Origin of the sequence: Chitinophaga sp. 180180018-3 (assembly GCF_037893185.1) — a bacterium.
GTDB lineage: Bacteria > Bacteroidota > Bacteroidia > Chitinophagales > Chitinophagaceae > Chitinophaga.
Genome location: NZ_CP140772.1, coordinates 7,907,055 through 7,931,291 on the forward strand (window position 1 = coordinate 7,907,055; position 24,237 = coordinate 7,931,291).

At 44.0% G+C, this 24,237-nt stretch carries 23 protein-coding genes; 18 read left to right on the forward strand and 5 right to left on the reverse strand.

Annotated elements, in window-relative coordinates; all coding sequences use genetic code 11:
• The first annotated feature begins 69 nt into the window (after positions 1-69).
• Positions 70-3,396: an isoleucine--tRNA ligase gene (gene ileS / locus UNH61_RS31345; protein ID WP_326995974.1), complete on the forward strand. Its 3,327-nt coding sequence runs from the start codon at positions 70-72 to the stop codon at positions 3,394-3,396.
• 6 nt (positions 3,397-3,402) lie between these two features.
• Complete coding sequence (locus UNH61_RS31350; RefSeq protein ID WP_326995975.1) at positions 3,403-4,458, forward strand: TraR/DksA C4-type zinc finger protein; 1,056 nt, start codon at positions 3,403-3,405, stop codon at positions 4,456-4,458.
• 92 nt (positions 4,459-4,550) lie between these two features.
• Here the strand turns inward: UNH61_RS31350 and UNH61_RS31355 are convergent, their stop codons facing one another.
• Complete coding sequence (locus UNH61_RS31355; protein WP_326995976.1) at positions 4,551-6,065, reverse strand: glycosyltransferase; 1,515 nt, start codon at positions 6,063-6,065, stop codon at positions 4,551-4,553.
• A 193-nt stretch (positions 6,066-6,258) separates the two neighbouring features.
• Entirely contained in the window at positions 6,259-8,091 is a 1,833-nt protein-coding gene (locus tag UNH61_RS31360) for an ABC transporter transmembrane domain-containing protein (RefSeq protein ID WP_326995977.1), read from the reverse strand.
• Positions 8,092-8,281: 190 nt separating this feature from the next.
• On the opposite strand from UNH61_RS31360, the gene rbfA reads away from it, so the two are divergent.
• On the forward strand, positions 8,282-8,662 hold the full coding sequence (gene rbfA / locus UNH61_RS31365) for a 30S ribosome-binding factor RbfA (RefSeq protein ID WP_326995978.1): 381 nt from the start codon (positions 8,282-8,284) through the stop codon (positions 8,660-8,662).
• Between the two features lie 93 nt (positions 8,663-8,755).
• Positions 8,756-9,979, forward strand: coding sequence for an FtsX-like permease family protein (locus UNH61_RS31370; RefSeq protein ID WP_326995979.1), 1,224 nt, complete (start codon positions 8,756-8,758; stop codon positions 9,977-9,979).
• An 89-nt stretch (positions 9,980-10,068) separates the two neighbouring features.
• On the opposite strand, the gene UNH61_RS31375 is transcribed toward UNH61_RS31370, so the two are convergent.
• A complete protein-coding gene (locus UNH61_RS31375; protein ID WP_326995980.1) occupies positions 10,069-10,905 on the reverse strand; it encodes a transketolase in 837 nt (278 codons plus the stop codon).
• 162 nt (positions 10,906-11,067) lie between these two features.
• On the opposite strand from UNH61_RS31375, the gene UNH61_RS31380 reads away from it, so the two are divergent.
• A complete protein-coding gene (locus tag UNH61_RS31380) occupies positions 11,068-12,213 on the forward strand; it encodes an MraY family glycosyltransferase (RefSeq protein ID WP_326995981.1) in 1,146 nt (381 codons plus the stop codon).
• Positions 12,214-12,324: 111 nt separating this feature from the next.
• Complete coding sequence (frr, locus tag UNH61_RS31385) at positions 12,325-12,888, forward strand: ribosome recycling factor (RefSeq protein ID WP_326995982.1); 564 nt, start codon at positions 12,325-12,327, stop codon at positions 12,886-12,888.
• A 55-nt stretch (positions 12,889-12,943) separates the two neighbouring features.
• Here the strand turns inward: frr and UNH61_RS31390 are convergent, their stop codons facing one another.
• Entirely contained in the window at positions 12,944-13,819 is an 876-nt protein-coding gene (locus tag UNH61_RS31390) for a DMT family transporter (RefSeq protein WP_326995983.1), read from the reverse strand.
• A gap of 118 nt (positions 13,820-13,937) precedes the next feature.
• Here UNH61_RS31390 and UNH61_RS31395 point away from each other — a divergent pair, with 118 nt between their 5' ends.
• The 12 genes from UNH61_RS31395 to UNH61_RS31450 all read left to right on the forward strand — a co-directional run bounded on the left by UNH61_RS31395 (position 13,938) and on the right by UNH61_RS31450 (position 23,078).
• Positions 13,938-14,684, forward strand: a complete 747-nt coding sequence (locus tag UNH61_RS31395) for a PPK2 family polyphosphate kinase (RefSeq protein ID WP_326995984.1) — start codon at positions 13,938-13,940, stop codon at positions 14,682-14,684.
• Between the two features lie 75 nt (positions 14,685-14,759).
• The gene (mscL, locus tag UNH61_RS31400; RefSeq protein WP_326995985.1) at positions 14,760-15,191 is read left to right on the forward strand and encodes a large conductance mechanosensitive channel protein MscL; all 432 of its coding nucleotides are present in this window, start codon (positions 14,760-14,762) and stop codon (positions 15,189-15,191) included.
• A gap of 83 nt (positions 15,192-15,274) precedes the next feature.
• The gene (locus UNH61_RS31405; protein WP_326995986.1) at positions 15,275-16,216 is read left to right on the forward strand and encodes a DUF3078 domain-containing protein; all 942 of its coding nucleotides are present in this window, start codon (positions 15,275-15,277) and stop codon (positions 16,214-16,216) included.
• 86 nt (positions 16,217-16,302) lie between these two features.
• Entirely contained in the window at positions 16,303-17,097 is a 795-nt protein-coding gene (locus UNH61_RS31410; protein ID WP_326995987.1) for a segregation/condensation protein A, read from the forward strand.
• A complete protein-coding gene (locus tag UNH61_RS31415; RefSeq protein WP_326995988.1) occupies positions 17,090-18,004 on the forward strand; it encodes a helix-turn-helix domain-containing protein in 915 nt (304 codons plus the stop codon). Before UNH61_RS31410 ends, UNH61_RS31415 begins: the two co-directional genes overlap by 8 nt.
• A 105-nt stretch (positions 18,005-18,109) precedes the next feature.
• Positions 18,110-18,982: a pirin family protein gene (locus UNH61_RS31420; RefSeq protein ID WP_326995989.1), complete on the forward strand. Its 873-nt coding sequence runs from the start codon at positions 18,110-18,112 to the stop codon at positions 18,980-18,982.
• 37 nt (positions 18,983-19,019) lie between these two features.
• Positions 19,020-19,550 (forward strand): YceI family protein, encoded by a 531-nt coding sequence (locus UNH61_RS31425; protein WP_326995990.1) that lies wholly within the window; start codon positions 19,020-19,022, stop codon positions 19,548-19,550.
• 57 nt (positions 19,551-19,607) lie between these two features.
• Complete coding sequence (locus UNH61_RS31430) at positions 19,608-20,237, forward strand: NAD(P)H-dependent oxidoreductase (RefSeq protein WP_326995991.1); 630 nt, start codon at positions 19,608-19,610, stop codon at positions 20,235-20,237.
• 159 nt (positions 20,238-20,396) lie between these two features.
• Positions 20,397-20,807, forward strand: a complete 411-nt coding sequence (locus UNH61_RS31435) for an OsmC family protein (RefSeq protein ID WP_326995992.1) — start codon at positions 20,397-20,399, stop codon at positions 20,805-20,807.
• A gap of 209 nt (positions 20,808-21,016) precedes the next feature.
• The gene (locus tag UNH61_RS31440) at positions 21,017-21,730 is read left to right on the forward strand and encodes a pirin family protein (protein ID WP_326995993.1); all 714 of its coding nucleotides are present in this window, start codon (positions 21,017-21,019) and stop codon (positions 21,728-21,730) included.
• Between the two features lie 122 nt (positions 21,731-21,852).
• The gene (locus tag UNH61_RS31445; protein ID WP_326995994.1) at positions 21,853-22,572 is read left to right on the forward strand and encodes an HAD-IIB family hydrolase; all 720 of its coding nucleotides are present in this window, start codon (positions 21,853-21,855) and stop codon (positions 22,570-22,572) included.
• A gap of 140 nt (positions 22,573-22,712) precedes the next feature.
• Positions 22,713-23,078 carry a hypothetical protein gene (locus UNH61_RS31450; protein ID WP_326995995.1) on the forward strand — a complete coding sequence of 122 codons (366 nt, stop codon included), beginning with the start codon at positions 22,713-22,715 and terminating at the stop codon, positions 23,076-23,078.
• 10 nt (positions 23,079-23,088) lie between these two features.
• Here the strand turns inward: UNH61_RS31450 and UNH61_RS31455 are convergent, their stop codons facing one another.
• The gene (locus UNH61_RS31455; protein ID WP_326995996.1) at positions 23,089-24,222 is read right to left on the reverse strand and encodes a PAS domain-containing protein; all 1,134 of its coding nucleotides are present in this window, start codon (positions 24,220-24,222) and stop codon (positions 23,089-23,091) included.
• Between the last annotated feature and the right edge of the window lie 15 nt (positions 24,223-24,237).

Sequence of the window (24,237 nt, forward strand, 5' to 3'; positions counted from 1 at the left end):
ATTTTCTTAACTTCGCACAATTTTAATCAATTATTGTCTCAATAACATCAAAGGACGGGGAATTGTTTTATGTCCAGTAAGTACCAGGAATATAATCAGCTGAATTTACCTCAGATAGAGAAAGATATACTTCAACAATGGGAGGATCAACAGACTTTTGAAAAAAGTGTGGAGGTGCGCGATGGAGCTACTCCTTTTGTATTTTATGAGGGACCTCCGAGTGCGAATGGTCTGCCAGGCATTCACCACGTTATTTCACGTACCCTGAAAGATCTGGTGTGCAGGTATAAAACCATGCGTGGTTACCAGGTGAAGCGTAAAGGTGGCTGGGATACCCACGGATTGCCGGTAGAGCTTGGGGTGGAGAAGATGTTGGGGATTACGAAAGAAGACATAGGAAAGAAGATCTCTGTTGCGGAATATAACGACACTTGTCGTAAGGAAGTATTGAAGTACAAGGATATGTGGGACGACCTGACCCGTAAAATGGGATATTGGGTGGACCTCAAGGATCCTTATATCACTTTTGACAATAAATATATTGAGTCGCTTTGGTGGTCTTTACAAACATTATATAAGAAAGGGCTCCTTTATAAAAGTGTAAGCATTCAGCCGTATTCTCCTGCAGCCGGTACCGGTTTAAGTTCGCATGAGCTGAACCAGCCGGGAACCTACAAGGATGTAAAAGACACCACCATAGTGACGATGTTTAAGGCAAAGAAAGCAGATAATTCAAAGTTCCTCTTCGATGCTGCCGGTTCTGATGAGGTATTTTTCCTCGCCTGGACCACTACCCCATGGACATTACCATCTAACCTGGGCCTGACAGTAGGAGCCAATATAGAATACGCATTGGTACATACTTTCAATCCATATACCCATCTTTCTATAAATGTAGTAGCGGCAAAAGTATTGCTACATAAATATTTTAAGGCAGAAGGGGAGAATGGTGATTTTGGCGCCTATAAAGACGGTGACAAGGTTATCCCCTGGAAAGTATTGACTACATTCAAAGGTAGTCAGCTGGAAAACCTTCGTTATGAGCAGTTATTCCCATTTGCGCAGCCGGAAGAAGGAGATCCTTTCCGTGTCCTGATCGGGGACTTCGTTACCACGGAGGATGGTACTGGTATTGTGCATACTGCCCCTGCCTTTGGGGCGGACGATAACCGCGTTGGCAGAAAATATGGAATCGGTATCCTGACATTAGTAGACAGGGAAGGAAAATTCACTGACAATGTAGGTGAATTTTCAGGGAGATATGTGAAGAATTATAAAGATGATCCCGATTATAAAGATGTGGATGTTGATATAGCTGTGAAGCTGAAGAAAGAGAACAGGGCATTTAAAGTAGAAAAATACGAGCACAGCTATCCTCACTGCTGGCGCACAGATAAACCTGTTTTATATTATCCGCTGGATGCCTGGTTTATTAAAACCACCGCGCTGAAAGACAGGATGGTGGAATTGAATAAGACCATCAACTGGAAACCTGCATTTACCGGAACGGGCCGTTTTGGTAACTGGCTGGAGAATATGGTCGACTGGAACCTCAGCCGCAGCCGGTACTGGGGAACTCCGCTGCCAATCTGGAGAACAGAAGACGGTACGGAGGAAATCTGCATTGGTAGTATAGAAGAGCTAAACCAGGAAATACGCAGGGCAAACCAGGTGCTTGGCGGCGACGTAAATAAATCATACCTGCATGAAGGTATCCTGGATCTGCATAAACCATATGTAGATGAAATTATTCTGGTAAGCAAAGGTGGTAAGCCGATGCGCCGGGAGCCCGATCTGATAGATGTTTGGTTCGATAGTGGTGCTATGCCATATGCACAGTGGCACTATCCGTTTGAAAATAAAGAGCTGTTGGATAAAGGGGAAGCATTCCCTGCCGACTTTATCGCTGAAGGGGTAGATCAGACTCGCGGCTGGTTCTATACGTTGCATGCGTTGGGGGTAATGCTGTTTGACAGTGTAGCCTATAAAACAGTGGTATCCAACGGCCTGGTGCTCGATGCCAAAGGCCAGAAAATGAGTAAGCGCCTTGGCAACGTAGTAAATCCCTTTGAAACCATTGATAAATACGGTGCCGACGCTACCCGTTGGTACCTGATTACGAATGCTTCCCCGTGGGATAGCCTGAAATTCGATGTAAAAGGTATCGGAGAAGTACAGCGTAAGTTGTTTGGTACCTTATATAATACCTATAACTTCTTCGCGATGTATGCGAACCTGGACAATTTCTCCTTCAGGGAAGCATACATCCCATTAGAAGAGCGCCCGGAAATAGATCGTTGGATCATTTCTGTGCTGAATACCCTGGTGAAGGATGTGACCGGTAGCCTTGATGATTACGAGCCTACTCAGGCGGGCAGAGCCATAGAGCGTTTCGTGGATGAGCAGCTGAGTAACTGGTATGTACGCTTATGCCGCCGCCGGTTCTGGAAAGGAGATTACGAACATGATAAAATTAGTGCTTACCAGACCTTATATGAGTGCCTGGAAAAGATAACTCAGTTGATGGCACCGGTGTCGCCGTTCTTCAGTGACTGGTTATTTAACAACCTCAACCGGGTGAGCAAGCGTAGCAGCGCTGTTTCCATACATCATACCGATTTCCCGGTGGTGAATGACGCTGCAATAGACGCTGACCTTGAAGAAAGAATGCAGCTGGCGCAGGATATTTCCTCATTGGTATTATCCTTGCGTAAGAAGGTGAATATCAAGGTTCGTCAGCCATTGCAGAAGATTCTGATTCCGGTGGCAAATTCACATATGCAGGAGCAGATCGAAAAAGTCGCTGACTTGATAAAAAGTGAAGTGAATGTCAAAGGGATTGATTATCTTACGGAAACAGAAGGTTTTATCAAGAAAAAGATTAAACCTAACTTCAAGTCGCTCGGTAGCAAAATGGGAGCAAAGATGAAATCGGTGGCTGCAGCTATCAGCGCATTCTCAGAAACAGATATTGCCTCTATTGAGCGTGAGGGGCATTTCAACCTGGTGGTGGAAGGAGAGCAGTTGCAAATCCAGCTTTCTGATGTTGAGATAATTTCCGAAGATATTCCGGGATGGACAGTAGCCAATAAAGGCGCTTTGACAGTAGCGCTGGATATTACTATTACCCCCCTGTTACTGGACGAAGGAAATGCAAGGGAATTGGTGAATCGTATACAGAAAATCCGCAAGGATAGTGATTTTGCATTGACTGACAGAATTGACGTTACGGTAGAAAGTGTGGAGTCCCTGAAATCGGCCATTATAAACTATAATGACTATATTTGCACGGAAATTTTGGCAGATAGCCTGGAATTAGTGGAGCAATTACAGCATGGTACAGAAATAGAGGTGAATGACCTTAAATTTAATGTATTAGTTAACAAAAAAAGCTAATCCCCCATGGCAACAAAAAAGAAGGTTGCTACGAAAACGACCCAAAAGGCAGCTCCAGCTAAGAAAACTGTGGCGAAAGCGATAACAGTAAAGAAAGCTGCCAAACCAGCTGCACCGGCAAAAAAAGCTGTGCCTGCTCCTAAGAAAGCAGCGGCTGTAAAACCAGCCCCTGCAAAAAAGGCAGCTCCAAAAGCAGCAGCTAAACCGGTAGCCAGCAAAGCCGTGGTGGCTAAAAGCCCTGCAAAGAAGGCCGTACCGGCCCCTAAAACTGCAGTGAAAAAGGCACCAGCCTCTAACAGTAAACCCGCATCCGTCAAGAAAGTTGCTGTACCTGCGAAATCGACCGTAAAAAAAGAGCCTGCTGTAAAGCAGAAAGTGGTAACGAAAAGTGTTTCCGCTGAAAAACAGAAACCATTTATTTCTAAGTCAGAAGAAAAAGAACTTAAAACGATGGCAGTAAAGAAAGCAGATACTAAGGTAGAAGTTGCTAAGGAAAAGGAATCCACCAAGAAAGCAGCGGAAAAGCCTGTTGTTAAAGCAGAAAAACCAGCGAAGGCGGAAAAATCAGAGAAACCTGAGAAGTCTGAAAAAGCCGAAAAGAAGGAGAAAGGTGGAAAAAGCCCCCTGGTAACTTACCAGCCGGAGTTCACCAAATCTGTATTGGACCAGCCTGCCCAGTCAAGCGGCCCTGTATACAGGTACAGTGATGCTGACCTTCAGGAATTCAGAGAACTGATCCAGAAGAAACTGGAATCTGCCAAAAAAGAGCTTGTTTATCTGCAGGGATTAATTACCCGTAAAGATGAAGCCGGTACTGATGATACTGAGAATAAATATATGAGCATGGAAGATGGAAGTGGTTCCCAGGAAAGGGAACAGCTGAACCAGATGGCTAGTCGTCAGATCCAGTTCATTGATCACCTGGAGAAAGCTATGGTGAGAATTGAGAATAAAACTTATGGCATTTGTCGTGTAACCGGTAAGCTTATCGATAAAGCGCGCCTTAGAGCTGTGCCTCATGCCACATTGAGCATTGAAGCAAAACTGGCAAAAAGCAAATAAGCCGTAAAATATAAAGCTGTTAAAGCAAGATGGCCAGAGCAGATCACTATCTGCTCTGGCCATCTTGCTTTAACAGCTTTATCGAAATATTCTTACACTGCTGCTTTGTTATTTTTATTACGCATCTGCCGTAATGCGAAATATATGAGTCCTGCTCCAGCCAGTCCCACCAGACTTCCCACTCCAATCCTGCGAGCCTGTTTCTTGCTGATGGTGGGCAATCTGATACCGAATTTTGCAGGGCTGGCCTGCGCAATATCCAATAGCGGTATCAGTGAGATGCCACTAATGATCTTGTCGGCAACCTTTTCTACAGCACTGCCACGATATTGTGGACAAAACGCAACGCCAATCCCCGCATCGGATAATAATCTGGTGTCGTGTTTACTATCTCCCACATAAATAATATTTTGTGGATTTACCTGATATTGTTGCGCAATGTAAGGATACATATAGCTTCTGCAATACTCGTCACCTTTCATAAAATAATCAGCAACAGAAAATTCACCGGTTGCCACACTATTAACCAGGTGCAGTTTGTTAGCGAATACGAAGTCCATTCCGAGCTTATTTTTGATGTGGCGGGCTACAGTGCCAAATCCTTCTGTGATGAGACCGCAGGCATATCCTCTTTTCTTCAGCTCTCTTACTATTTCCCTGATCCCCGGTACAAGTGGAATCGCATCTGCTACTTCCAGCAATTCTGCAATATTGCGTCCTTCAAACAAGGTAGCCGTTAGTTTCATTGTAGTTATTGGATCATAGCCTGCAGATTCAATCTCTTCCAATGCCTCTTCCTGACCAAAAGCTACTGCAGCCCATTGCATGTAGCGTTGCGTAAATACAGCGTGATCGAGATTGAAGATGACCATCTTCTGCAATTTGTCGATCGATTCCAGTATGGAATATTCCATCTGTTCGCGTATGAGGTTGATATTACCGAGTGTTTCCAGGTTTTCCTGTGGAATATTTTCCGCCTTACGCAGAATTGTTCTGGATACTTCTCTCGACATCTTACTCAACTGTTCCCAGGTTTGCATGGCATTTTCCACCTTACCGATATTAGCTTCCTGAATGCGGGCGCCCAGGTGATGCATATCTATCAGTAAACCAATGTCTACACCATAATCATTTTCAAATTGTACCTGAGAAAGGAATGACTTTTTTGCAGCAATCATACCGCTTAGCGGCTGTTGAAAATGTGCCAGCTCCGGGAACAGGATACTCAGCAGGGGCTTGGCCACCAATTGTGTGACCCTGCCAGCCTGCCGCTCAAAATAGGATTTGATGAAGTCGGCTTCATCTTTTTCAATAGGACCTGCTAATAGGTCTACAATATTATCCGGGTACGTAAGTATATCGCCATCTACATAAGCAATAATATCATATCGGGCAGCCATCATTCCTTCCCGCATGGATATCCCCTTCCCGCGCTGGCTGCTCGTGATCACCCGTACCTGTTCCTTCATGGCTTCTTCCACAGTATTGTCTGTGGAATTATCATCAACGATGATAATCTCAATTTTACGGGATGTTTTTTTTACTGTCTTAATAACCTGGCGTATGGTAGCACCTTCGTTTAATACAGGAATTACTACAGAAATCATAGGAGTTCGCTATGTTAAAGGTTAAAAAATAGTACTGCTTAGAGCTGGTATTGGCCTGTCAGGGCCGAATATAAACAAAAACCATACCTGTTGCCGAATGGCTGCGGCGGCATCAACAGTGCAATAAAAAAGCGTTTCCTTATTCAGGAAACGCTTTTTTATTTACGTATATTCTTTAACGTTAGTGTATCTGTTATTTGAACTCCTGCATTTCCACCAATTTATGGTAGATGCCTTCCTGCAGCAGCAGTTGCTCATGTGTGCCCCTTTCTTTTATCTCTCCCTGATCCATCACAATAATTTCATCGGCATATTGAATGGTACTCAGGCGATGCGCAATCACAATGGTGGTGCGGTTTTTCATCAATTTATCCAGTGCTGCCTGTACCAGTTTTTCGGATTCAGTATCGAGCGCAGATGTAGCTTCATCGAGGATAAGGATAGCCGGATTTTTGAAGATAGCCCTGGCAATGGTGAGGCGCTGGCGCTGGCCACCACTCAGTTTCAGACCACGATCTCCAATGATGGTATCATAGCCGTTTTCGAGTTGTTCAATAAATTCATGTGCATTTGCCATCCTGGCGGCAGCAATGATGGCGTCTTTGTCGGCTCCCGGTTGCCCGAATGCAATGTTGTTCAATACGGTGTCGTTAAACAGGATGGCCTCCTGCGATACTACGCCAAGCAGAGAACGAAGATCCTGCAGCCGGAGATGGCGTATATCGTTACCGTCTATACGAATAGCACCGTTAGTTACATCGTAGAAGCGGGGCAACAGATCGGCCATTGTTGATTTACCGGCACCACTGCGGCCGACCAGCGCAATCATCTGCCCTTTTTGGATCTTCAGGTTGACGTCTTTTAACACCAGCTGCTGCTCATAACGAAACGACACGCCATTGTATTCAATTTCTTTCCTGAATTCTTTTACCGGTGTTGCATCCGTTTTTTCGGTAATGGAAACAGGAGTGTCCAGTATCTTGAATATCCTTTCACTTGCCACCATACCCTTCTGAATGGTAGTAATAGAGGTGGATATATTTTTTGCAGGCTGCATGATTTGGGAATAAAAAACCAGGTAAGTCATGAATGTTGCGCCGGTAAGCAGCCCGTTCCCATTCAGCACCAGCGTTCCGCCGTATATCACCAGCACCACCACTACGATTACTCCCAGAATTTCTGAAATCGGCGAAGCCAGCTCCCGCTGATTGTACATGGATTTACTCACTTTGGTAAAACGATTGTCTACTTCAGCAAACTTGCCTTTCATGAACCGTTCTGCGGTAAATGATTGTATGATGCGAATGCCGCTAACTGTTTCTTCAGTGACGTTCAAAATCTTACCCAGCAACTCCTGACTGAATTTTCCTTTTTGCTTCAGCTTCTTGGAAACATAGGAAATGAGGATGCCGGATATGGGGAAAAAAAACAGTGTGAATACGGTCAGATTTACAGAAAGATAAAACAGTGCACAGAAGTAGCCGATTACAATGAATGGGTCGCGCAGGAGCGTTTGTATGGCGTTCACCACGCTGTTTTCTATCTCCTGTACATCATTGGTCATGGTAGATAGCAAGTCGCCTTTCTGCTGTTGGCTGTAAAAGCCGAGCGACTGCTCCGCTAATCTGGCATAGAGGCGTGTCCGCAGCCTCGACAACATCACCATCTTCAACCGCACCATCACCCTGGCACTCATATACCGGCCGATGTTGGCGACGATAACGCATACGCTGATCACCGCACAAACAAAATACAATGCACTTTGTTTGGAGCCACTGGCCCGTATGAAGTTATAGAAGTAGTAATTAAAGAGATCTACAAAGTAATTGATGTTGAAGGAGAATGTTGGGTATGGCAAAGCTTTCGGCACTTCTCCCACCTGGTTGAAAATGACAGTCAACAAGGGAATGAGCATGGCGAAATTGACCATGCCAAATATTATACCTATCAGTGTATATATAATATATTCCGGGAAATAATGATGTAAAGGCGATGCGAATCTAAGGAGACGCTTGAAAGTCTTCATTCCGGTAAAATGATTTAAGCTTGGGGGCAAAAATAGCATAATTACGATATACGAAGGGGTAATTGCAGCTATTCTTTCCGGGAAATGGTTAATTTCGCAGCAGAAGGCTGTCGGCATCCCCGGGATGCGGCGCTTTGTGAGGAGTGTTATGATGCACGAACCACTTTGATAACAATTAAAACTAAAAGAGATGCAGGAAACCAAGAGGCAGAAACAAATAGGGCAACAGGTACAGGAGGAGCTTAGCACTATCTTTCAGCGGATGGGCTTTAATGTGATAGAAGGCGGGATGATCTCTGTTGCGGCAGTAAAGATGACCCCTGACCTGCTGGAGGCAAAGGTTTATCTCAGCATGTTCAAGATACAGTCTCCTTCCGAAATGCTGGAGAGGATCAAGGAAAGGATGGGAGAAATCAAAAAAGCCCTGGGAATAGCGTTGGGTAAGCAATTGCGCAGGATTCCAGAGCTGAGCTTTTTCCTGGACGATACCCTTGATTATGTGTTCAAGATGGAAGAACTCTTTAAAAAGATCAAAGAAGAGGATGCTAATATTAAGAACAACAATAAATAATTACGAGTTACGAATTATGAATTGAACTGTGCAGCAGCAGTTTCTTTGAAGCATTCGTAATTCGTAATTCATAATTCGTAATTCTTTCTTCTCATGGTTTGGCAATTCGCGTCCCGTTACTTCCGCGCAAAGAAATCTACCAATGCTATCAACATTATTGCCTGGGTAAGTGTGGTGGCAATTGCTGTTGGCGCAGGAGCGCTGATTGTGATATTGAGTGTATTCAATGGTTTTGAGGGCCTGGTGAAATCCCTGTATTCTTCATTTTATCCTTCGATAAGAATAGCTCCTTCTGCAGGAAAAACAGTCCTGCTTACTCCGGATCGTCTGCAGCAGATCGCGGCGGTGCCGGGGGTAGCCCATTTTTCAGAAGTAATAGAAGAGAAAGCAGTGCTCCGTTACGGCGATGAACCAACGATCGCTGTGCTGAAAGGGGTTGATAACAACTATAACCAGGTCACAGGGGTAAAGGAGCATGTTGTAAGAGGACGATTTGATACCGGCGACAGCCTGGCATACCGCGCCATACTGGGGGTAGAGATTGAGGGTGCACTGGGGGTAGATGTGGTGCATAGTATAGCTCCGGTAACAGTGTATTTACCAAGAAAGAATACGGGTGCGGCCATCACTCCTGAAGATGCCCTGAGCAACGGGGTACTTTATCCAACCGGCACTTTTGCCATTCAGCAGGAATTTAACAGTAAATATGTAATAACAAATATTGATTTTCTGCGCAAACTGATGGATATCGGTCCGGACGAGATGTCGGCATTGGAGATAAGTCTTGCACCAGGTGTAGACGACCAGCAATTGAAAGACAAACTTACCCAACTGTTGGGAAGCGGCTACAAAGTGGAAACGAGGTACGAACAGAATCAATCGCTCTACGCTATTATGCAAACCGAAAAGTGGGCGGTATATGTTATCCTCAGCTTTATCATGATCATAGCGGCTTTTAACATGATAGGTTCGTTGTATATGCTGGTGATAGAGAAGGAAAAAGATATTACGATACTCAAGGCTATGGGAGCTCGCCGGTCGCTCATCATGAGGATTTTCCTTGCCGAAGGGTTGATTATTGCAGGAATAGGTACTTTACTTGGATTCAGTCTTGGGATAATTTTTTGTGTACTGCAGCAGCAATTCGGGTTGATTAGGCTTCAGGGAACCTCTTTCCTGATAGATACTTATCCTGTAAGTATGAATATCATGGATTTTCTGTTGGTATTTACCACTATCATGGTGATAGGGGTAGCTGCGAGCTGGTATCCGGCCCGGAAGGCAGCGACAGAAGCGATAACCCTGAAAGCAACCTGACTTTATATCAAAATACAATGGAGGTTAATATATTATATATTAACCTCCATTGTATTTTGATATAAACCAGTGGCTATGGAAACTAAAGTCTAATAATCTCCAAGGGTTTCTGGCAATTGGGCGAGTGCTTTGGCCAGTTGTTCGTCGCTGGGAGCGATACCATGCCATTCGTGGTGGCCTTCCATGAAGTCGACCCCTTGTCCCATAACGGTTTTCATCATGATGGCAATGGGTTTACCCTGGCCGGTAAGGCTTTTCGCTTTTTCAAGCGTAGCTACTACATCGTCCATATCGTTGCCATTCATGTGCAGTACATGCCATCCGAAGACTTCGAATTTAGCGCCTACATCTCCTAATCCTGCAACGTCGTCTGTTGTACCATCGATTTGCTGGCCGTTCAGGTCGACGGTGATGATAAGATTATCTACTTTATGGTGTGGGGCAAACATCACTGCTTCCCAGATCTGACCTTCTTCCAGTTCACCATCGCCGTGAAGGGAAAAAACAACATGTTTATCTCCGTTGGCTTTTTTAGCGAGGGCAGCGCCAATGGCAACACTCATACCCTGGCCCAGAGAACCGGAAGCGATACGTACACCTGGCAGGTGCTCATGGGTAGTGGGGTGGCCCTGTAAACGGGAATTCAGCCTGCGGAAAGTGCTCAGTTCTGATACCGGGAAATAACCGGAACGGGCAAGGGCGCTGTAAAAAACCGGGGAGATGTGGCCGTTGGACAGGAAAAACAGATCCTGGTCCTTACCATCCATATCAAAAGGGCTGGGTTTATGGTCCATCACCTTGAAATACAGCGCAGTAAGGAAATCTGCGCAACCTAAAGACCCTCCCGGGTGACCGCTTTGAACGCCATGTACCATCCGTACAATATCTCTCCTGATCTGAGTAGCAATCTCTTTGAGCTGTGGCATGATAGTTGTTATTTTTTGTGCCGCAAAACTAATAGAATTTGATAGAATTCGCGGCTGTTGAAGTTTTTTTTGCGCGCTGAAAGTAAAAAAAAACTGGGTTTTTTTTACGTTTCTTTTCATATTTCGTTGAAATTAATATCTTTGCAAAATTAAGCCCCACAAATGGAGAATGTATTAATTGCTACCGTCCTAAGTTTTGTTGTGACCTATTTTTCTATTCCAATACTCATCAAAGTTGCGGAATTAAAACACTTGTACGACGAACCGGACGAAAGGAAAGCGCATAAACAGCGCATACCAACGCTTGGGGGAATCGGATTCTTCTCCGGATTTATCATTGCTGCTGCTATTTGCGTACCTGCAATAGCCAACTCACCATTTCAATACATGATGGCTGCGTTTTTCATCATCTTTATGGTGGGAATGAAAGATGATATCGTTGGTTTATCTCCTTTGAAGAAACTGATCGGGCAGCTTGCTGCTTCTTTTGCCATTATATATCTGGGTAATCTTCAGATTACCAGTATGTATGGTTTCATGGGTATTTATACACTTCCACCGAATATCAGCCTCATGCTGACTTACTTCACCTTCATAGTAGTTATCAACGCTTTCAATCTGATAGATGGGGTAGATGGCCATGCCGGCAGCATTGGTTTGCTGGTAAGTGCTGTGTTGGGGGCTTATTTCCTGCATGTGGGAGAAATTACTTACGCAGTTATAGGATTTGCACTGGCAGGTGGTTTGGCAAGTTTCCTGATCTACAATATATCTCCTGCCCGCATATTCATGGGAGATACCGGATCATTACTGATAGGCCTGGTAAATGCCGTACTGATCCTCAAGTTTATTGATGTGGCTGGTAACCCGGCGGGTAAAATGCCAATTGGCGCTACTCCGGCGGTTGCATTTGCTATCCTGATAGTGCCGTTGTTTGATACCCTGCGCGTTTTTGCAGTACGTATGATGCAGGGAAGATCTCCTTTTTCGGCCGACAGGAACCACATCCACCACTATTTGCTCGACCTCAAACTCAACCATAGGCAAACCACGCTGGTATCTGTTTCTATTAATGCAGCCTACATTGTAGCAGCATTTGTCATGCAGAAAATGGGTGCTACTTTGCTGTTGATGATAGTAATGGGATCTGCAACCTTCCTTACCGGTATGCTGTATCTGACCCGCCGGAGGAAATTGGCAGTGAAGGCTGTGCCCGAACCGGTTGCTCAACCGGCAGCGGCTGCAGTACCAAAAGAAACTACCAAAATACTGCGTGTTACAACTGAAGGTATCCTTCAGGATAAATAGCTGCCTGTTTCCTGGTCATTACCAGTATCGCTCTCTTCCTTTTTCCGGATAGGTTACTTTGATGATTAAAAGAAAACCTGTAGGTTTGCACGCACTTAACTATTTACTGTTATGCAAGACGATCTAACGCTTATCATTGATGAGGCAGCAGACTCGATGAAAAAAGCCATCGGGCACCTGGAGCTGGAGCTCACCAAGATCAGAGCCGGAAAAGCTAATCCTCAGATATTGGATGGAATTACCGTTGACTATTATGGCGCACCTACTGCCCTCAATCAGGTTGCCAATGTAAGCATTGCTGATGCCCGTACGCTGACTATCCAGCCATGGGAAAAGAACATGCTGCAGCCTATTGAAAGGGCTATTATCGCATCTAATATTGGTCTTAATCCGCAGAATGATGGTGTGATCATTCGTTTATTTCTCCCTCCATTGACTGAAGAACGCAGAAAGGAATTTGTAAAAAGAGTAAACAACGAGGGTGAACAGGCCAAGGTGGCTGTGAGAAATATCCGCCGTGATGCCATTGAAGCGGTGAAAAAGTTGCAGAAAGATGGACTGAGTGAAGATTCTGCCAAAGATGCGGAAGCAGATATACAGCAGATAACTGATAAACATATTGCGCTGATCGATAAACACTGTGAGGCGAAAGACAAAGAAATTATGGCTATTTAGCAATAGTCCGAAATATCTGAAGCGGAGATACCAGTTTCTGGCATCTCCGTTTTTTTTATTTTCTGCCAGCCTTATTCACCATATATACTCCTAACAAGATAATACCCATACTTAATATTTGTATCCAGGTGACAGGTTCGTGGGCCAGCAACCCCCACCCCACTGCTACTAACGGTATCGCATATGCGACCATTGATGCCAGCAGGGATCCGGCTTTTTTGATCAACAGAAAAAAAAGAACGGCTGCGATGCCAGTACCCATTACCCCAAGTATGAGGCCAGCAACCAATGAGCGCCAGGGGGCATTGGGTTGAACGAATGGCGGAAAGAAATGACTATACCATAGGATAGGAAAGGTACATACAGCACAAAAACACATCGCCACAGCACCCAGCTGAAGGGAGTCAAGACCGTTCAGCTTGTGATGTACCAGACTGATATTAATACCATAGCTGACAGTGGCGAGCACCACCAACAGTGCATAATACCAATGTCCACTGCTGCTGATACCCCTGGAAGTGAAGAGCACAATCACACCCAGCAACCCAATAATGATACCTCCCAATTGTTCTTTTCTGAAAGGGCTTTTAAAGATGACTATCCCTGAAAGTAATGCCATTAAAGGTGTCAGCGCATTCAGTATACCTGCTAACGAACTGTCGATTTCGGTTTCAGCGAGACAAAACAAAAAAGCAGGAATACCATTTCCCAATAATCCCGACAGTAAGATCAGTGGTAATTTTTTGATGGGTATTTGTCGCAAAGCCTTTGGCAGAAAAGGTAAAAGCGCTAGCCCGCCCGCTACCAGTCTTAGGCTGGCCACCTGGTAAGAAGTGAAGGACTCCAATCCAATTTTCATCAGGATAAATGAGCTGCCCCAGGTAAGAGATAACAGAAGAAAAACCCCTAAGTGAGCATAGCGTTGGTGCATGTTTCCACATTTTCGGGTACAAAGGTGCACATATCTGTTACATTCTGCAAAATATAAATCGTGTTATTGCAACACTTATGAATTGATTTTGTTAAATTTATTTATAAGAATGCATTACATGAGTAAAATCAAATTGTCGGACATCAGTACTTCAGCCCCTAAAGAGCTGGACAAAGAAAAAACCAAAGAGAAAACGCGCGAAATTCTTGTAGAACTGGACGAGCTCCAGAATCTGTTATATGCTCAGCACAAACACAGCGTATTACTCGTAGTGCAAGGAATGGACGCCAGTGGTAAAGACGGGGTTATCAAAAATGTTACTGGCACTTTAAATCCTCAGGGGGTAACTGTACATTCATTTAAAACGCCTACCAGTGAAGAATATGATCATGACTTCCTGTGGAGGGTACACCAACATGCCCCTGGTAAAGGAATGATACAGGTTTTTAATCGTTCTCATTATGAAGATATACTTATACAGCGTGTACACAAATGGATAGATGAAAAAACGGTACGTAAAAGAATGGAAGCTATCAATGATTTTGAAAAGCTACTGTCTGTACACAACAATACGCAAATCATCAAATGTTATCTGCACGTATCAAGAGCAGCTCAGCAGCAACGCCTGGTGGAGCGCACGGAAGATCCACGAAAAATGTGGAAGTATAATGAAAGCGATCTGGCGGAAGCTAAGCTATGGGACGATTACATGGAAGCATATGAAGATGCGATCAATCGTTGCAATTACATTCCCTGGCTGATTGTGCCTGCTGATCATAACTGGTATAAAGAGTATCTGATTGCACTAACGTTAAGGGATACACTGAAGTCGCTGAAGATGAAATACCCCCGTTTGAAGAAATAATACATTAATAATTAACGAGTTCCGGGATTATAAATTAATTTTGTTCAGTTATTCTAACCGATAAAACCTTGCATTATGTCGTTCATGAAAGAATTTAAGGAGTTTGCCATGAAGGGCAATGTAATGGATCTTGCTGTGGGTGTGATTATAGGAGGTGCATTTGGAAAGATTGTTACATCCCTGGTGGATAATATCCTGATGCCCCTTGTTGGAGTATTTACCCATGGAAAAAACTTCAACGACTACTTTGTTTTACTGGATAAGAGTAAGGGAGAGTTTACGACGCTTACAGAAGCAAAGGCAAAGGGCGTAGCTGTATTTGCCTATGGTGCATTTATTCAAAGCATCATCGATTTTCTGATCATTGCATTCTGCATTTTCCTGCTGGTTAAATTCATGAACAGACTGACCAGGAAGAAGGAGGAAGCTCCTGCTGCCCCACCAGAGCCTACCGCACAGGAAAAACTCCTGATGGAGATCCGCGACGAATTAAGAAAATCCAGATAATTTTTATTACTTAAAGCCACCATGTTTTTCCGTAGGAGAAACATGGTGGCTATGTTTGTATATCACCTTAAATAAGAAGATTAATGAGAAAATTCACTTTATCCATTGCCTGTTGCCTGCTGTTATTTATGGCGGCATCTGCACAATCGAACTGGATGAAGACATCAAGAGAAGATGCAGCAGGTAAGATCAAAAAAGATGAGGATACTACCGGCAAAGTATGGCGTAAAGGGCTTAACCTGAATGTGAATATCAACCAGGGATCCCTGAGTAACTGGGCTGCTGGTGGCGACAAATTCTCTTTTTCCCTGGGTTCCACGGTATATGCGTATGCGTTTTACAAGAAAGGCCGGAGATCCTGGGATAACGTTGCAGACCTTGCCTACGGGTATATCAATACTACCAGCCTGGGAGGCCGTAAAAGTGATGACCGTATTGATCTTACTTCTAAGTATGGCTACGATATTGGCAGACACTGGTATGTAAGCGGATTAGTGAACCTTCGTACCCAGTTTTCGGATGGTTATCTGTATCCTGCAGATACTACTCCTCAGCTTTCATCCAGGTTCTTCGCCCCGGCCTATGTATTGCTCTCGCCGGGTTTTGACTATAAACCGGATAATTCATTTTCATTATTCCTGTCGCCGGCAACTTCCCGTTTTGTACTTGTAATGGATGATTTCCTGTCGAAACAGGGAGCTTACGGGGTAGATACCGGATCCCACTTTAAGTACCAGATTGGTGCGTACCTCTCTGCCAACTATGTAAAGACGTTTGCAAAGACGATGATGTATAAAGGCCGGCTGGACCTTTTTTCGGATTACCTGCATAACCCGCAGAACATCACGGTGTTTTTCACCAATGCGCTGGAGCTAAAGGTGAATAAATGGATTTCTACAGTGCTGAGCCTTGATATGATCTATGACGATACGGTGAAAGTATTTGAGAATAAGAAAACGGGCGTCATGGGCCCCCGGCTACAGATGAAACAGGTCATCGGGGTCGGGTTTGCCGCCAAGTTCTGATTCGCCGGATTTTTGTTATTTTTGATATCGCACACAGGTATTACCTCTGTGCGATATTTATTTTTATTTTACCTTAAAATCATCCCGTGAACGAGCAGGCGCCTGTTTATAAGATCAAATTACCGCAGTTTGAGGGTCCTTTCGACCTGTTACTGTTCTTCATTGAGCGGGATGAGCTGGATATCTACAATATCCCGATTAATAAGCTGACACAGGATTTCCTCGATTACATCCATCATATTGAGTCGCTGAATATAGAACTGGCAAGCGAATTCATCCTTTTTGTGTCCACGCTGATGCGGATTAAAGCAAAAATGCTGCTGCCACGAAAGGAGCTGGACGAGCAGGGGAATGAGATCGACCCGCGTATGGAGTTGATTGATAAGATCCTGGAATACAAGCGCTACAAACAGGCTGCTGCAGAGCTGGCTGAAATGGAAGCAGAACGGATGTTGCAGATCAAGCGCGGGAATATTGCGAAAGAGTTGGCGGAGATCGGCGAAGTTACAAGTGAAGGTACAGAGATACAGACACTTACGCTGTTTAAACTGGCTCAGACTTTTGAGAAGGTGATCCAGCGTATGAAAGAGCGGGATCATAAACCCCAGCACGTGGTGTATAAATACGATTACACCATGGAAGGTTCCAGGATGTATATGGAGGAGTTGGCAAGAACAGAGCGTACCTTATCTTTTGAGAAGATATTTGATCACTGTAAAGACAGGGTGCATGCAATTTTCCTGTTCCTGAGTATGCTGGAGCTGGTGCAGTTAAAACACCTGGGTATTATGGTGGGAGAAGGAAGAAATAATTTTATCATTGATTACATTGATCCTTCCGAGAGGGAGGAAGAACCCGCAGGAACTGTAATAGATGGCTGATAAACGTGAAAATATAGGCATAGTATCTTTACCGGATTATGCACATGTAGATCCGGATTTTGTAGTATCCGGACTTTGCGAGCTGGGGAACAGTTTCTTCAGCCATATCGGCGTGCCGCACCGGCACGATTTCTATACCATTTATTGGATAAAGAAAGGAAAGCTGGTGCATACGATCGATACTGTTCCGCATGAAGTAAAGAAGAATACACTCTTTTTTGTAGCACCTGGCCAGGTGCATAATCTGCAGGCCAGCGAAAGGATTGAGGGGTATATGATTGCTTTCCGGGATGCATTTATGTGTTTGAAAGATCAGACGCATCAGATCACCGGCATTAATTCCGGTTTGTTTTTTAACAACCAGTTCAGCAGTGTCATTCACCTTAACGACGAGCAGGAAAAAGATATTGATGCGATTGTACGTTTGATGATGAAGGAGCTTGCCATGAGAGAGCCGGATTACGAAACGGCATTACATGGCCTGTTGCGTTACTTCCTGGTGCTGGCGTCGAGGATTAAGGGAGAAAACGTGGCTATTTCCCCTGAACAGCATGCAGCCCACAATAGTTCCATCTTCCTGAAATTCAAAAACCTGATAGAAGAAAAATACCAGCATCTGAAAACAGTATCCGATTATGCAGAAATACTGCACATTAAGCCAGTGCTGCTGAATGAGATCAGTAAACAACTGTCAGGGATTACTGCCGGGGAACATATCCGCAACCGGGTGATCCTGGAGGCGCAGCGCTACCTTTATAATACCGACCTTACCGCCAAAGAAATCGCTTACAAGCTGGGTTTTGATGACCCCCATTATTTCAGCCGTTTTTTTAAAAAATATACCAATCAGAGCCCTTCTGAGTTTAAAGAGGCTGCCCGTAGTGCTGCCGTACCCACATCTGCCTGATTTTTCCGTGTAACTAAAAAAAAGTCCACCACTAGCGATATTTTATCCATTCCTAACGGGTGTTGTAACATGTAATTTTGTGTTGTCTTAAGGAGGCAAATAAATATGAAAACACAAAAACATGTAAGCCAGGTTGTAATTGCCGCAGCACCACATATGGTGGGCGATGGATTCAGGGTGCAGAGCACCTTACCTGGGGGCACCCGTTCTGAAAATAACCGGATTAGTCCGTTTATAATGATGGACTATGCCGCTCCCAATTACATTCCTCCAAGCCCGCGTCCGCGTGGTGTAGGCGAGCATCCTCATAAAGGTTTTGAAACAGTAACCATTGTTTACCAGGGAGAACTGGAACACAGGGACTCTACCGGTAGTCATGGAAAATTATTTTCGGGCGATGTACAATGGATGACCGCCGCCGGTGGGATTCTTCATGAAGAAAAATACAGTGAGGCATTTACTAAGCAAGGTGGTAAAGCCGAATTTGCCCAGTTATGGGTAAATCTGCCGAAGGCATATAAAAACAATCCGCCTGCTTATCAGAATCTTACCAAAGCAGAAATACCTGTAGTGAAGGTAAGTAACGAAGGGTATGTGCGGGTCATCGCAGGAGAGTATGATGGTATAAAAGGCGCTGCCAGCACCTTTTCTCCGGTGAACGTATGGGATATTCATTTGAAAAAGGATGATAAAATATCCTTTGAATTGCCAGCGCATTTCAATACAACAGCCGTAGTACTGCAGGGCGAAGCCGATATTAACGGGCAGCCGGTAAAATCAGTAGAAACTGCACTCTTTGAAAGAGAAGGTACAGAGATCACTATTACTGCACTGAAAGATGCCAGTATACTGGTATTGAGTGGAGAGCCGATTGATGAACCCATCTTCGCTTATGGGCCTTTTGTAATGAATACAGAGGAAGAAATCATTACGGCCATCAACGATTACAATGCAGGCAAAATGGGTTATTTACACTAATCAATTATTTATAAAAAATACTAAAACTAAAAATGATATGACTACCTGGAAAATTGATCCTACTCACAGTGATGTACAATTTAAGGTGAAACACCTGATGATAACTACAGTAACTGGTCAGTTCGCAAAGTTTGATGCGACTATGCAAACTAACAATGATGATTTCAGCACAGCGCAGATTAGCTTTGAAGCTGATGTTACCAGTATCTCTACACAGAATGCGCAGCGCGACCAGCATCTGCAGGCAGCTGATTTCTTTGAAGCTGAGAAATATCCGAAACTGACTTTTGTTTCGAAAGAAGTGAAGAAAGTAGATGCAGAAAACTACAAGCTGGTAGGAGATCTGACCATCCGCGACAATACCCGTCCGGTAGAATTGAATGTTGAATATGCCGGTGAAGTGGTTGATCCCTGGGGACAAACAAAAGCTGGTTTTGAGTTGAGCGGAAAAATCAACCGTAAAGATTTTGGTCTTACTTTCCACGCTACTACTGAAACTGGCGGAATATTGCTGAGTGATGAAGTGAAACTGGTAGCCAGTGTACAGATGGTGAAACAACAAGCATAATTACTACTCACGGGTTGAGTGTAATAATACTTAACCCGTGATACTCAATATAATAAGATGGATATTCTGAATAAATTAGAATGGCGTTACGCAGTCAAGAAATTTGATCCTGCAAAAAAGCTGAGTGCTGAGCAGTTGAACAGACTGATGGCAGCAACCAGACTTTCTGCATCTGCATATGGGTTGCAGCCTTACAAGATACTGGTAGTGGAGAATCCGGCTGTACGTCAGCAATTGAGGGCGGCGTCTTATAACCAGCCGCAAATAACAGATGCTTCACAGTTGATTGTTTTTGCGAGATACAATGATCTGAATGAAACGCACGTAGACGACTATATTAACAATATATCAGCCACACGTAATCTGGCTCCGGAGCAACTACAAGGTTTTTCCGGAACAATGAAAGGTACGGTGAACAGCCTGGGTGCAGAAGGGGCAGCAGTATGGGGTTCCAAGCAGGCTTACCTGGCATTGGGCACCCTGCTTACAGCCGCCGCCGCAGAGAATATTGATGCCTGTCCGATGGAAGGCTTTGATGCGGCCAAATACAACGAAATTTTAGGACTTAAAGATAAAGGCCTTGCGGCTGTAGTAATAGCAGCAGTGGGATTCAGAGCGGAAGATGATGTGATGCAGCATGCTAAGAAAGTTCGTAAGCCAATGGAAGAATTGGTAGAAACAATTTAAGGATCAATTGCCAGGAACCATTCAAAGGCCGCACAAATTGTTTTGTGCGGCTTTTTTGTTGCCCGGACGCAGCCGTGAGTGTTATATTTTTTATTCACGATTAATTTGTAATTTGGGCATCCACATTGATTTCTCTAACAGGAAAATAAAAAATTAAACATGAAAAGATTTGCATCTGCCAATTGGCAAGGTACCGGTAAAGAAGGTAAAGGCACTTTAACTTCTCAGTCTACAGTATTAAACAAGACACAGTACTCTTACAGCAGCCGTTTCGAAGAAGGCGTTGGCACTAACCCCGAAGAGCTGATTGCAGCTGCACATGCAGGTTGCTTCACTATGAAACTGAGTTTTGTGATCACCGGTGCAGGTTTTACTCCAGGCAACATAGATACTAAATGCACCATCACACTGGAGAATGGCGCTATCACTACCAGCCACCTGGAAGTAACTGCCAGCGTGCCCGGCCTGGATGCTGCTAAATTTGCAGAGTTCGTGAAAGATGCAGAAGCTAACTGCCCGGTGAGTAAAGTGCTGAATGCAACTATTACGTCCGACGCGAAGCTGGTTTAAGAAGAAATTACGAATTAGGAATTACGAATTACGAAACAGAGCGAAGATCTAAGCAGACAATATTTATTCGCTTAGATCTTCGCTCTGTTTCGTAATTCGTAATTCCTAATTCGTAATTATTTCTGTCCACTCTTTTCGCCGTATCATCCATTCTTCTCCCTATAGTTTATAGCGATATTTGTATTGTAAATAAACAAGGAGATTGAGTTATGAAAAAGATTATTCATCGTGCAGATACAAGAGGTTTTGCAAACCACGGTTGGTTAAAAAGCCATCATACATTTAGTTTCGCGAATTACTATAATCCTGACCGGATACATTTTGGAGCGCTGAGAGTGCTTAACGACGATGCTGTTAAAGGTGGAATGGGGTTCGGAGCACATCCGCACGACAATATGGAGATAGTATCAATAGTTTTGAACGGAGAGCTCGCACATGCGGATAATACCGGTAATCAGAAAGTGATCCGCAAAAATGATGTGCAGATCATGAGTGCAGGAACTGGTGTGGTACACTCAGAGTTCAATGCTTCCAAAACGGAAGATGTTAACTTTCTGCAGATATGGGTTATTCCGAACGAAAGAAGTGTAAAACCCCGGTACGATCAGCGGACATTTGATCCCGCCGATCGTGAGAATAGCCTGCAGGTAGTGATTTCTCCGGAAAGAACCGGCAACGGGCTGTGGCTGCATCAGGATACCTGGTTTACATTGGGAAAATATGATGCAGGCAAAACGCTGGATATTGTTTCCAAAGGGCCAGGAACAGGAACTTATCTGTTTCTGTTAAGCGGTTCTCTGAAAGTAGACGGAGAGATATTAGAAACGCGGGATGCTATCGGATTATCAGACTACAATAGTGTTAGTATAGAAATAATTAAACCGGCAGAGTTTTTGTTGATAGATGTTCCAATGTTGAACTAGATCATACACTTTACTATATACTAACCCGTTAATATCACGTAAAGATCAGCTGAAAGGCTGATCTTTTTTTCTATTTTTACCAGCGCCCATATTCCTGGAATTTAAAATAACCCATTAGAGATATGTTATTAGCCACAGACCTGGACGGTACTTTTTTAGGAGGTACAACGGTAGACAAACAACAGCTATATACGCTGTTACATGCCAACAAAGATATTCAACTGGTGTTTGTAACCGGAAGAGGCATACGCAGTGTATTACAGTTACTGGAAGACGAAACATTGCCCAGACCCGAATATATTATCTGTGATGTAGGAGCAACAGTAACACACCTGCCTTCGTTGACGGCAGTAGAGCCCATACAATCAGATATAGCATCGCGGTGGCCCGGAGAACATGTGAGAGAAACGTTGAAAACAGTGAGAGGACTGCTTCACCAGGAGGCACAGCAGCAATACCGTTGCTCATATTACTACGATGAACAGACGGATATAGAAAGTGCAAGAGAAGTAGCGGCGTCACTGCAATGTGATCTCGTTTTATCTGCAGGGAAATACCTGGATATATTGCCTGCCGGAGTCAACAAAGGATTTACATTGCAGCAATTGTTGAAGATATTGGCGTTGCCTCATCAGCGAATTCTTGTGGCAGGCGATTCAATGAATGATTACTCGATGTATGAAACAGGGTTCAAAGGCGTGGTAGTAGCGAATTCGGAACCTGAACTACTAGCGCGCACAGCCGGGATGCCTCATGTACTACGGTCTTCACGGGAAGGGGCCGGTGGTATTCTCGAAGCCATGGCGCATTTCGGAGAGTTTGGAATTTATCTGCAAAAATAGGGTTGAAAGTGGCGGTGAAAAATAAAAAGGTCGTAACTTAGATCAGGTCTTTTAGCGGAAAATTTAATGGATATTGACGATAGCATTTGGAAATGATGGATAGCCTATTCTCATCATTTAAACTGAAAAATCAGTACACCATGGAAATGACAACTCCCACCGAAGAACTGCACCAGCAGCTTAATTCCTGGAAAGAAGAAGTGAATGAAGTAAGAACTGAAGTAAAGATGATGCGGGAAAGATTGGAACAAATCGTGCTCAGTAATGCTTCCAGGGATGTGATGACACAAGTGGAACATTTTGAAAACCGTTTACTACGCCAACGAGAGGTTGCCGACGAAATGCACCATGATATTAAACAGTGTGCGAAGAAAGTTGCGAACACCGTAACAGTGATCCATGATGACCGCCCTGTTGATGATTTCGATACCATACAGCACCGTATGGAGATATTCCAGAAACTTTATGTAGGATTAAAGGCCGACTTCAACAAATTCATGCATTAACCAATACTTTTTACTGAAGGGTTTTTACCTTATGTTCAATTTTATGAATAATTTCATCCAATTGAAGGGTAGATTCATGTAACCAATCCATTAACTGAGAGTTCAGGTGAATGTCTTTGTTGCTTTTGTCGAATAACCCGGTAATGCTGAGAATGGATACTACCGGACGACGTATTTCATGTGAATTGATCCAGGCAATTTCTTTCAGGGCTTTATTTTGTTCTTCGAGCTGCCGGGCTTGTTTCACATGTTTATCAATGTCTTGTACCATGCCTATCATGCGATTGGGCAGGCCATTTTCATAGATGATATAAGCACGGTCAACTACAAATTTATAATTACCATCTGCTCCTTTGAACCTGTATTCTTCTGTCCAGAAAGTCAGTTGTTTTTTCAACGTTACTTTCAGGGAAGTAGTTACTTGTATCAGATCGGCCGGATAGATATTTTTATGCCACCAATTGAGCCAGCTGATATCCTCGTCTTTGTTAAAGGGGGCGAGATGGGAAAATCCATGATTCCACGTTACGGTGGTAGTGGCCAGGTCTTTATCGTAAACAGCATCGTTGGTGGCCTGCGCCAGTAGCTCATATCTGATGCCTAACTCATGGGAGGCCTTGGCAGCCTTTACTTCTGTATCCACGTCTTTCGACATGATGAAACGGGCATTTTTGCCGTAATAGCTGGCGGGTAGTGAAAAGATTTCCACAAAGAAATTGGTACCGTCTTTTTTACGATGTTTCCAGATTCCCCGGTACTGTGCTCCGCCATTGCATCTTTCGGCTGCATTTTCGACCAGCATCGGAATATCTTCTTCGTTACGTATGTCCTTTAACGTTAGTGCCTGAAATTCTTTCCTGCTGAAACCATATTTTTCCAATGCAGCGTTGTTGACAGTGAGAAAGCGCAATGTATTTTTCTCGTATATCCACATGGGAATAGGATGTTCCATGAACAGATGTTCGAACTGACGTGAGTACCTGCTTTGCCTGGCAGTGAAGACCAATACCACAAATACCGTACAAAGGGTAGACAGGCTTCCCACTTCCGGCCAAAAAACTATTGAATCAGTATTGGTACCGAGAAGAACGTAGCTGTTAATCGCAATGACAACAAATAACAGGCTCAAGCAAATCGTTTTCATTGGGGTGCTTCGCAT

Excerpts from the sequence above, each read along its gene's own strand:
- ileS (WP_326995974.1), top strand. The coding sequence starts at position 70 with ATGTCCAGTAAGTACCAGGAATATAATCAGCTGAATTTACCTCAGATA.
- UNH61_RS31350 (WP_326995975.1), top strand. The coding sequence starts at position 3,403 with ATGGCAACAAAAAAGAAGGTTGCTACGAAAACGACCCAAAAGGCAGCT.
- UNH61_RS31355 (WP_326995976.1), bottom strand. The coding sequence starts at position 6,065 with ATGATTTCTGTAGTAATTCCTGTATTAAACGAAGGTGCTACCATACGC.
- UNH61_RS31360 (WP_326995977.1), bottom strand. The coding sequence starts at position 8,091 with ATGAAGACTTTCAAGCGTCTCCTTAGATTCGCATCGCCTTTACATCAT.
- rbfA (WP_326995978.1), top strand. The coding sequence starts at position 8,282 with ATGCAGGAAACCAAGAGGCAGAAACAAATAGGGCAACAGGTACAGGAG.
- UNH61_RS31370 (WP_326995979.1), top strand. The coding sequence starts at position 8,756 with ATGGTTTGGCAATTCGCGTCCCGTTACTTCCGCGCAAAGAAATCTACC.
- UNH61_RS31375 (WP_326995980.1), bottom strand. The coding sequence starts at position 10,905 with ATGCCACAGCTCAAAGAGATTGCTACTCAGATCAGGAGAGATATTGTA.
- UNH61_RS31380 (WP_326995981.1), top strand. The coding sequence starts at position 11,068 with ATGGAGAATGTATTAATTGCTACCGTCCTAAGTTTTGTTGTGACCTAT.
- frr (WP_326995982.1), top strand. The coding sequence starts at position 12,325 with ATGCAAGACGATCTAACGCTTATCATTGATGAGGCAGCAGACTCGATG.
- UNH61_RS31390 (WP_326995983.1), bottom strand. The coding sequence starts at position 13,819 with ATGCACCAACGCTATGCTCACTTAGGGGTTTTTCTTCTGTTATCTCTT.
- UNH61_RS31395 (WP_326995984.1), top strand. The coding sequence starts at position 13,938 with ATGAGTAAAATCAAATTGTCGGACATCAGTACTTCAGCCCCTAAAGAG.
- mscL (WP_326995985.1), top strand. The coding sequence starts at position 14,760 with ATGTCGTTCATGAAAGAATTTAAGGAGTTTGCCATGAAGGGCAATGTA.
- UNH61_RS31405 (WP_326995986.1), top strand. The coding sequence starts at position 15,275 with ATGAGAAAATTCACTTTATCCATTGCCTGTTGCCTGCTGTTATTTATG.
- UNH61_RS31415 (WP_326995988.1), top strand. The coding sequence starts at position 17,090 with ATGGCTGATAAACGTGAAAATATAGGCATAGTATCTTTACCGGATTAT.
- UNH61_RS31420 (WP_326995989.1), top strand. The coding sequence starts at position 18,110 with ATGAAAACACAAAAACATGTAAGCCAGGTTGTAATTGCCGCAGCACCA.
- UNH61_RS31425 (WP_326995990.1), top strand. The coding sequence starts at position 19,020 with ATGACTACCTGGAAAATTGATCCTACTCACAGTGATGTACAATTTAAG.
- UNH61_RS31430 (WP_326995991.1), top strand. The coding sequence starts at position 19,608 with ATGGATATTCTGAATAAATTAGAATGGCGTTACGCAGTCAAGAAATTT.
- UNH61_RS31435 (WP_326995992.1), top strand. The coding sequence starts at position 20,397 with ATGAAAAGATTTGCATCTGCCAATTGGCAAGGTACCGGTAAAGAAGGT.
- UNH61_RS31440 (WP_326995993.1), top strand. The coding sequence starts at position 21,017 with ATGAAAAAGATTATTCATCGTGCAGATACAAGAGGTTTTGCAAACCAC.
- UNH61_RS31445 (WP_326995994.1), top strand. The coding sequence starts at position 21,853 with ATGTTATTAGCCACAGACCTGGACGGTACTTTTTTAGGAGGTACAACG.
- UNH61_RS31450 (WP_326995995.1), top strand. The coding sequence starts at position 22,713 with ATGGAAATGACAACTCCCACCGAAGAACTGCACCAGCAGCTTAATTCC.
- UNH61_RS31455 (WP_326995996.1), bottom strand. The coding sequence starts at position 24,222 with ATGAAAACGATTTGCTTGAGCCTGTTATTTGTTGTCATTGCGATTAAC.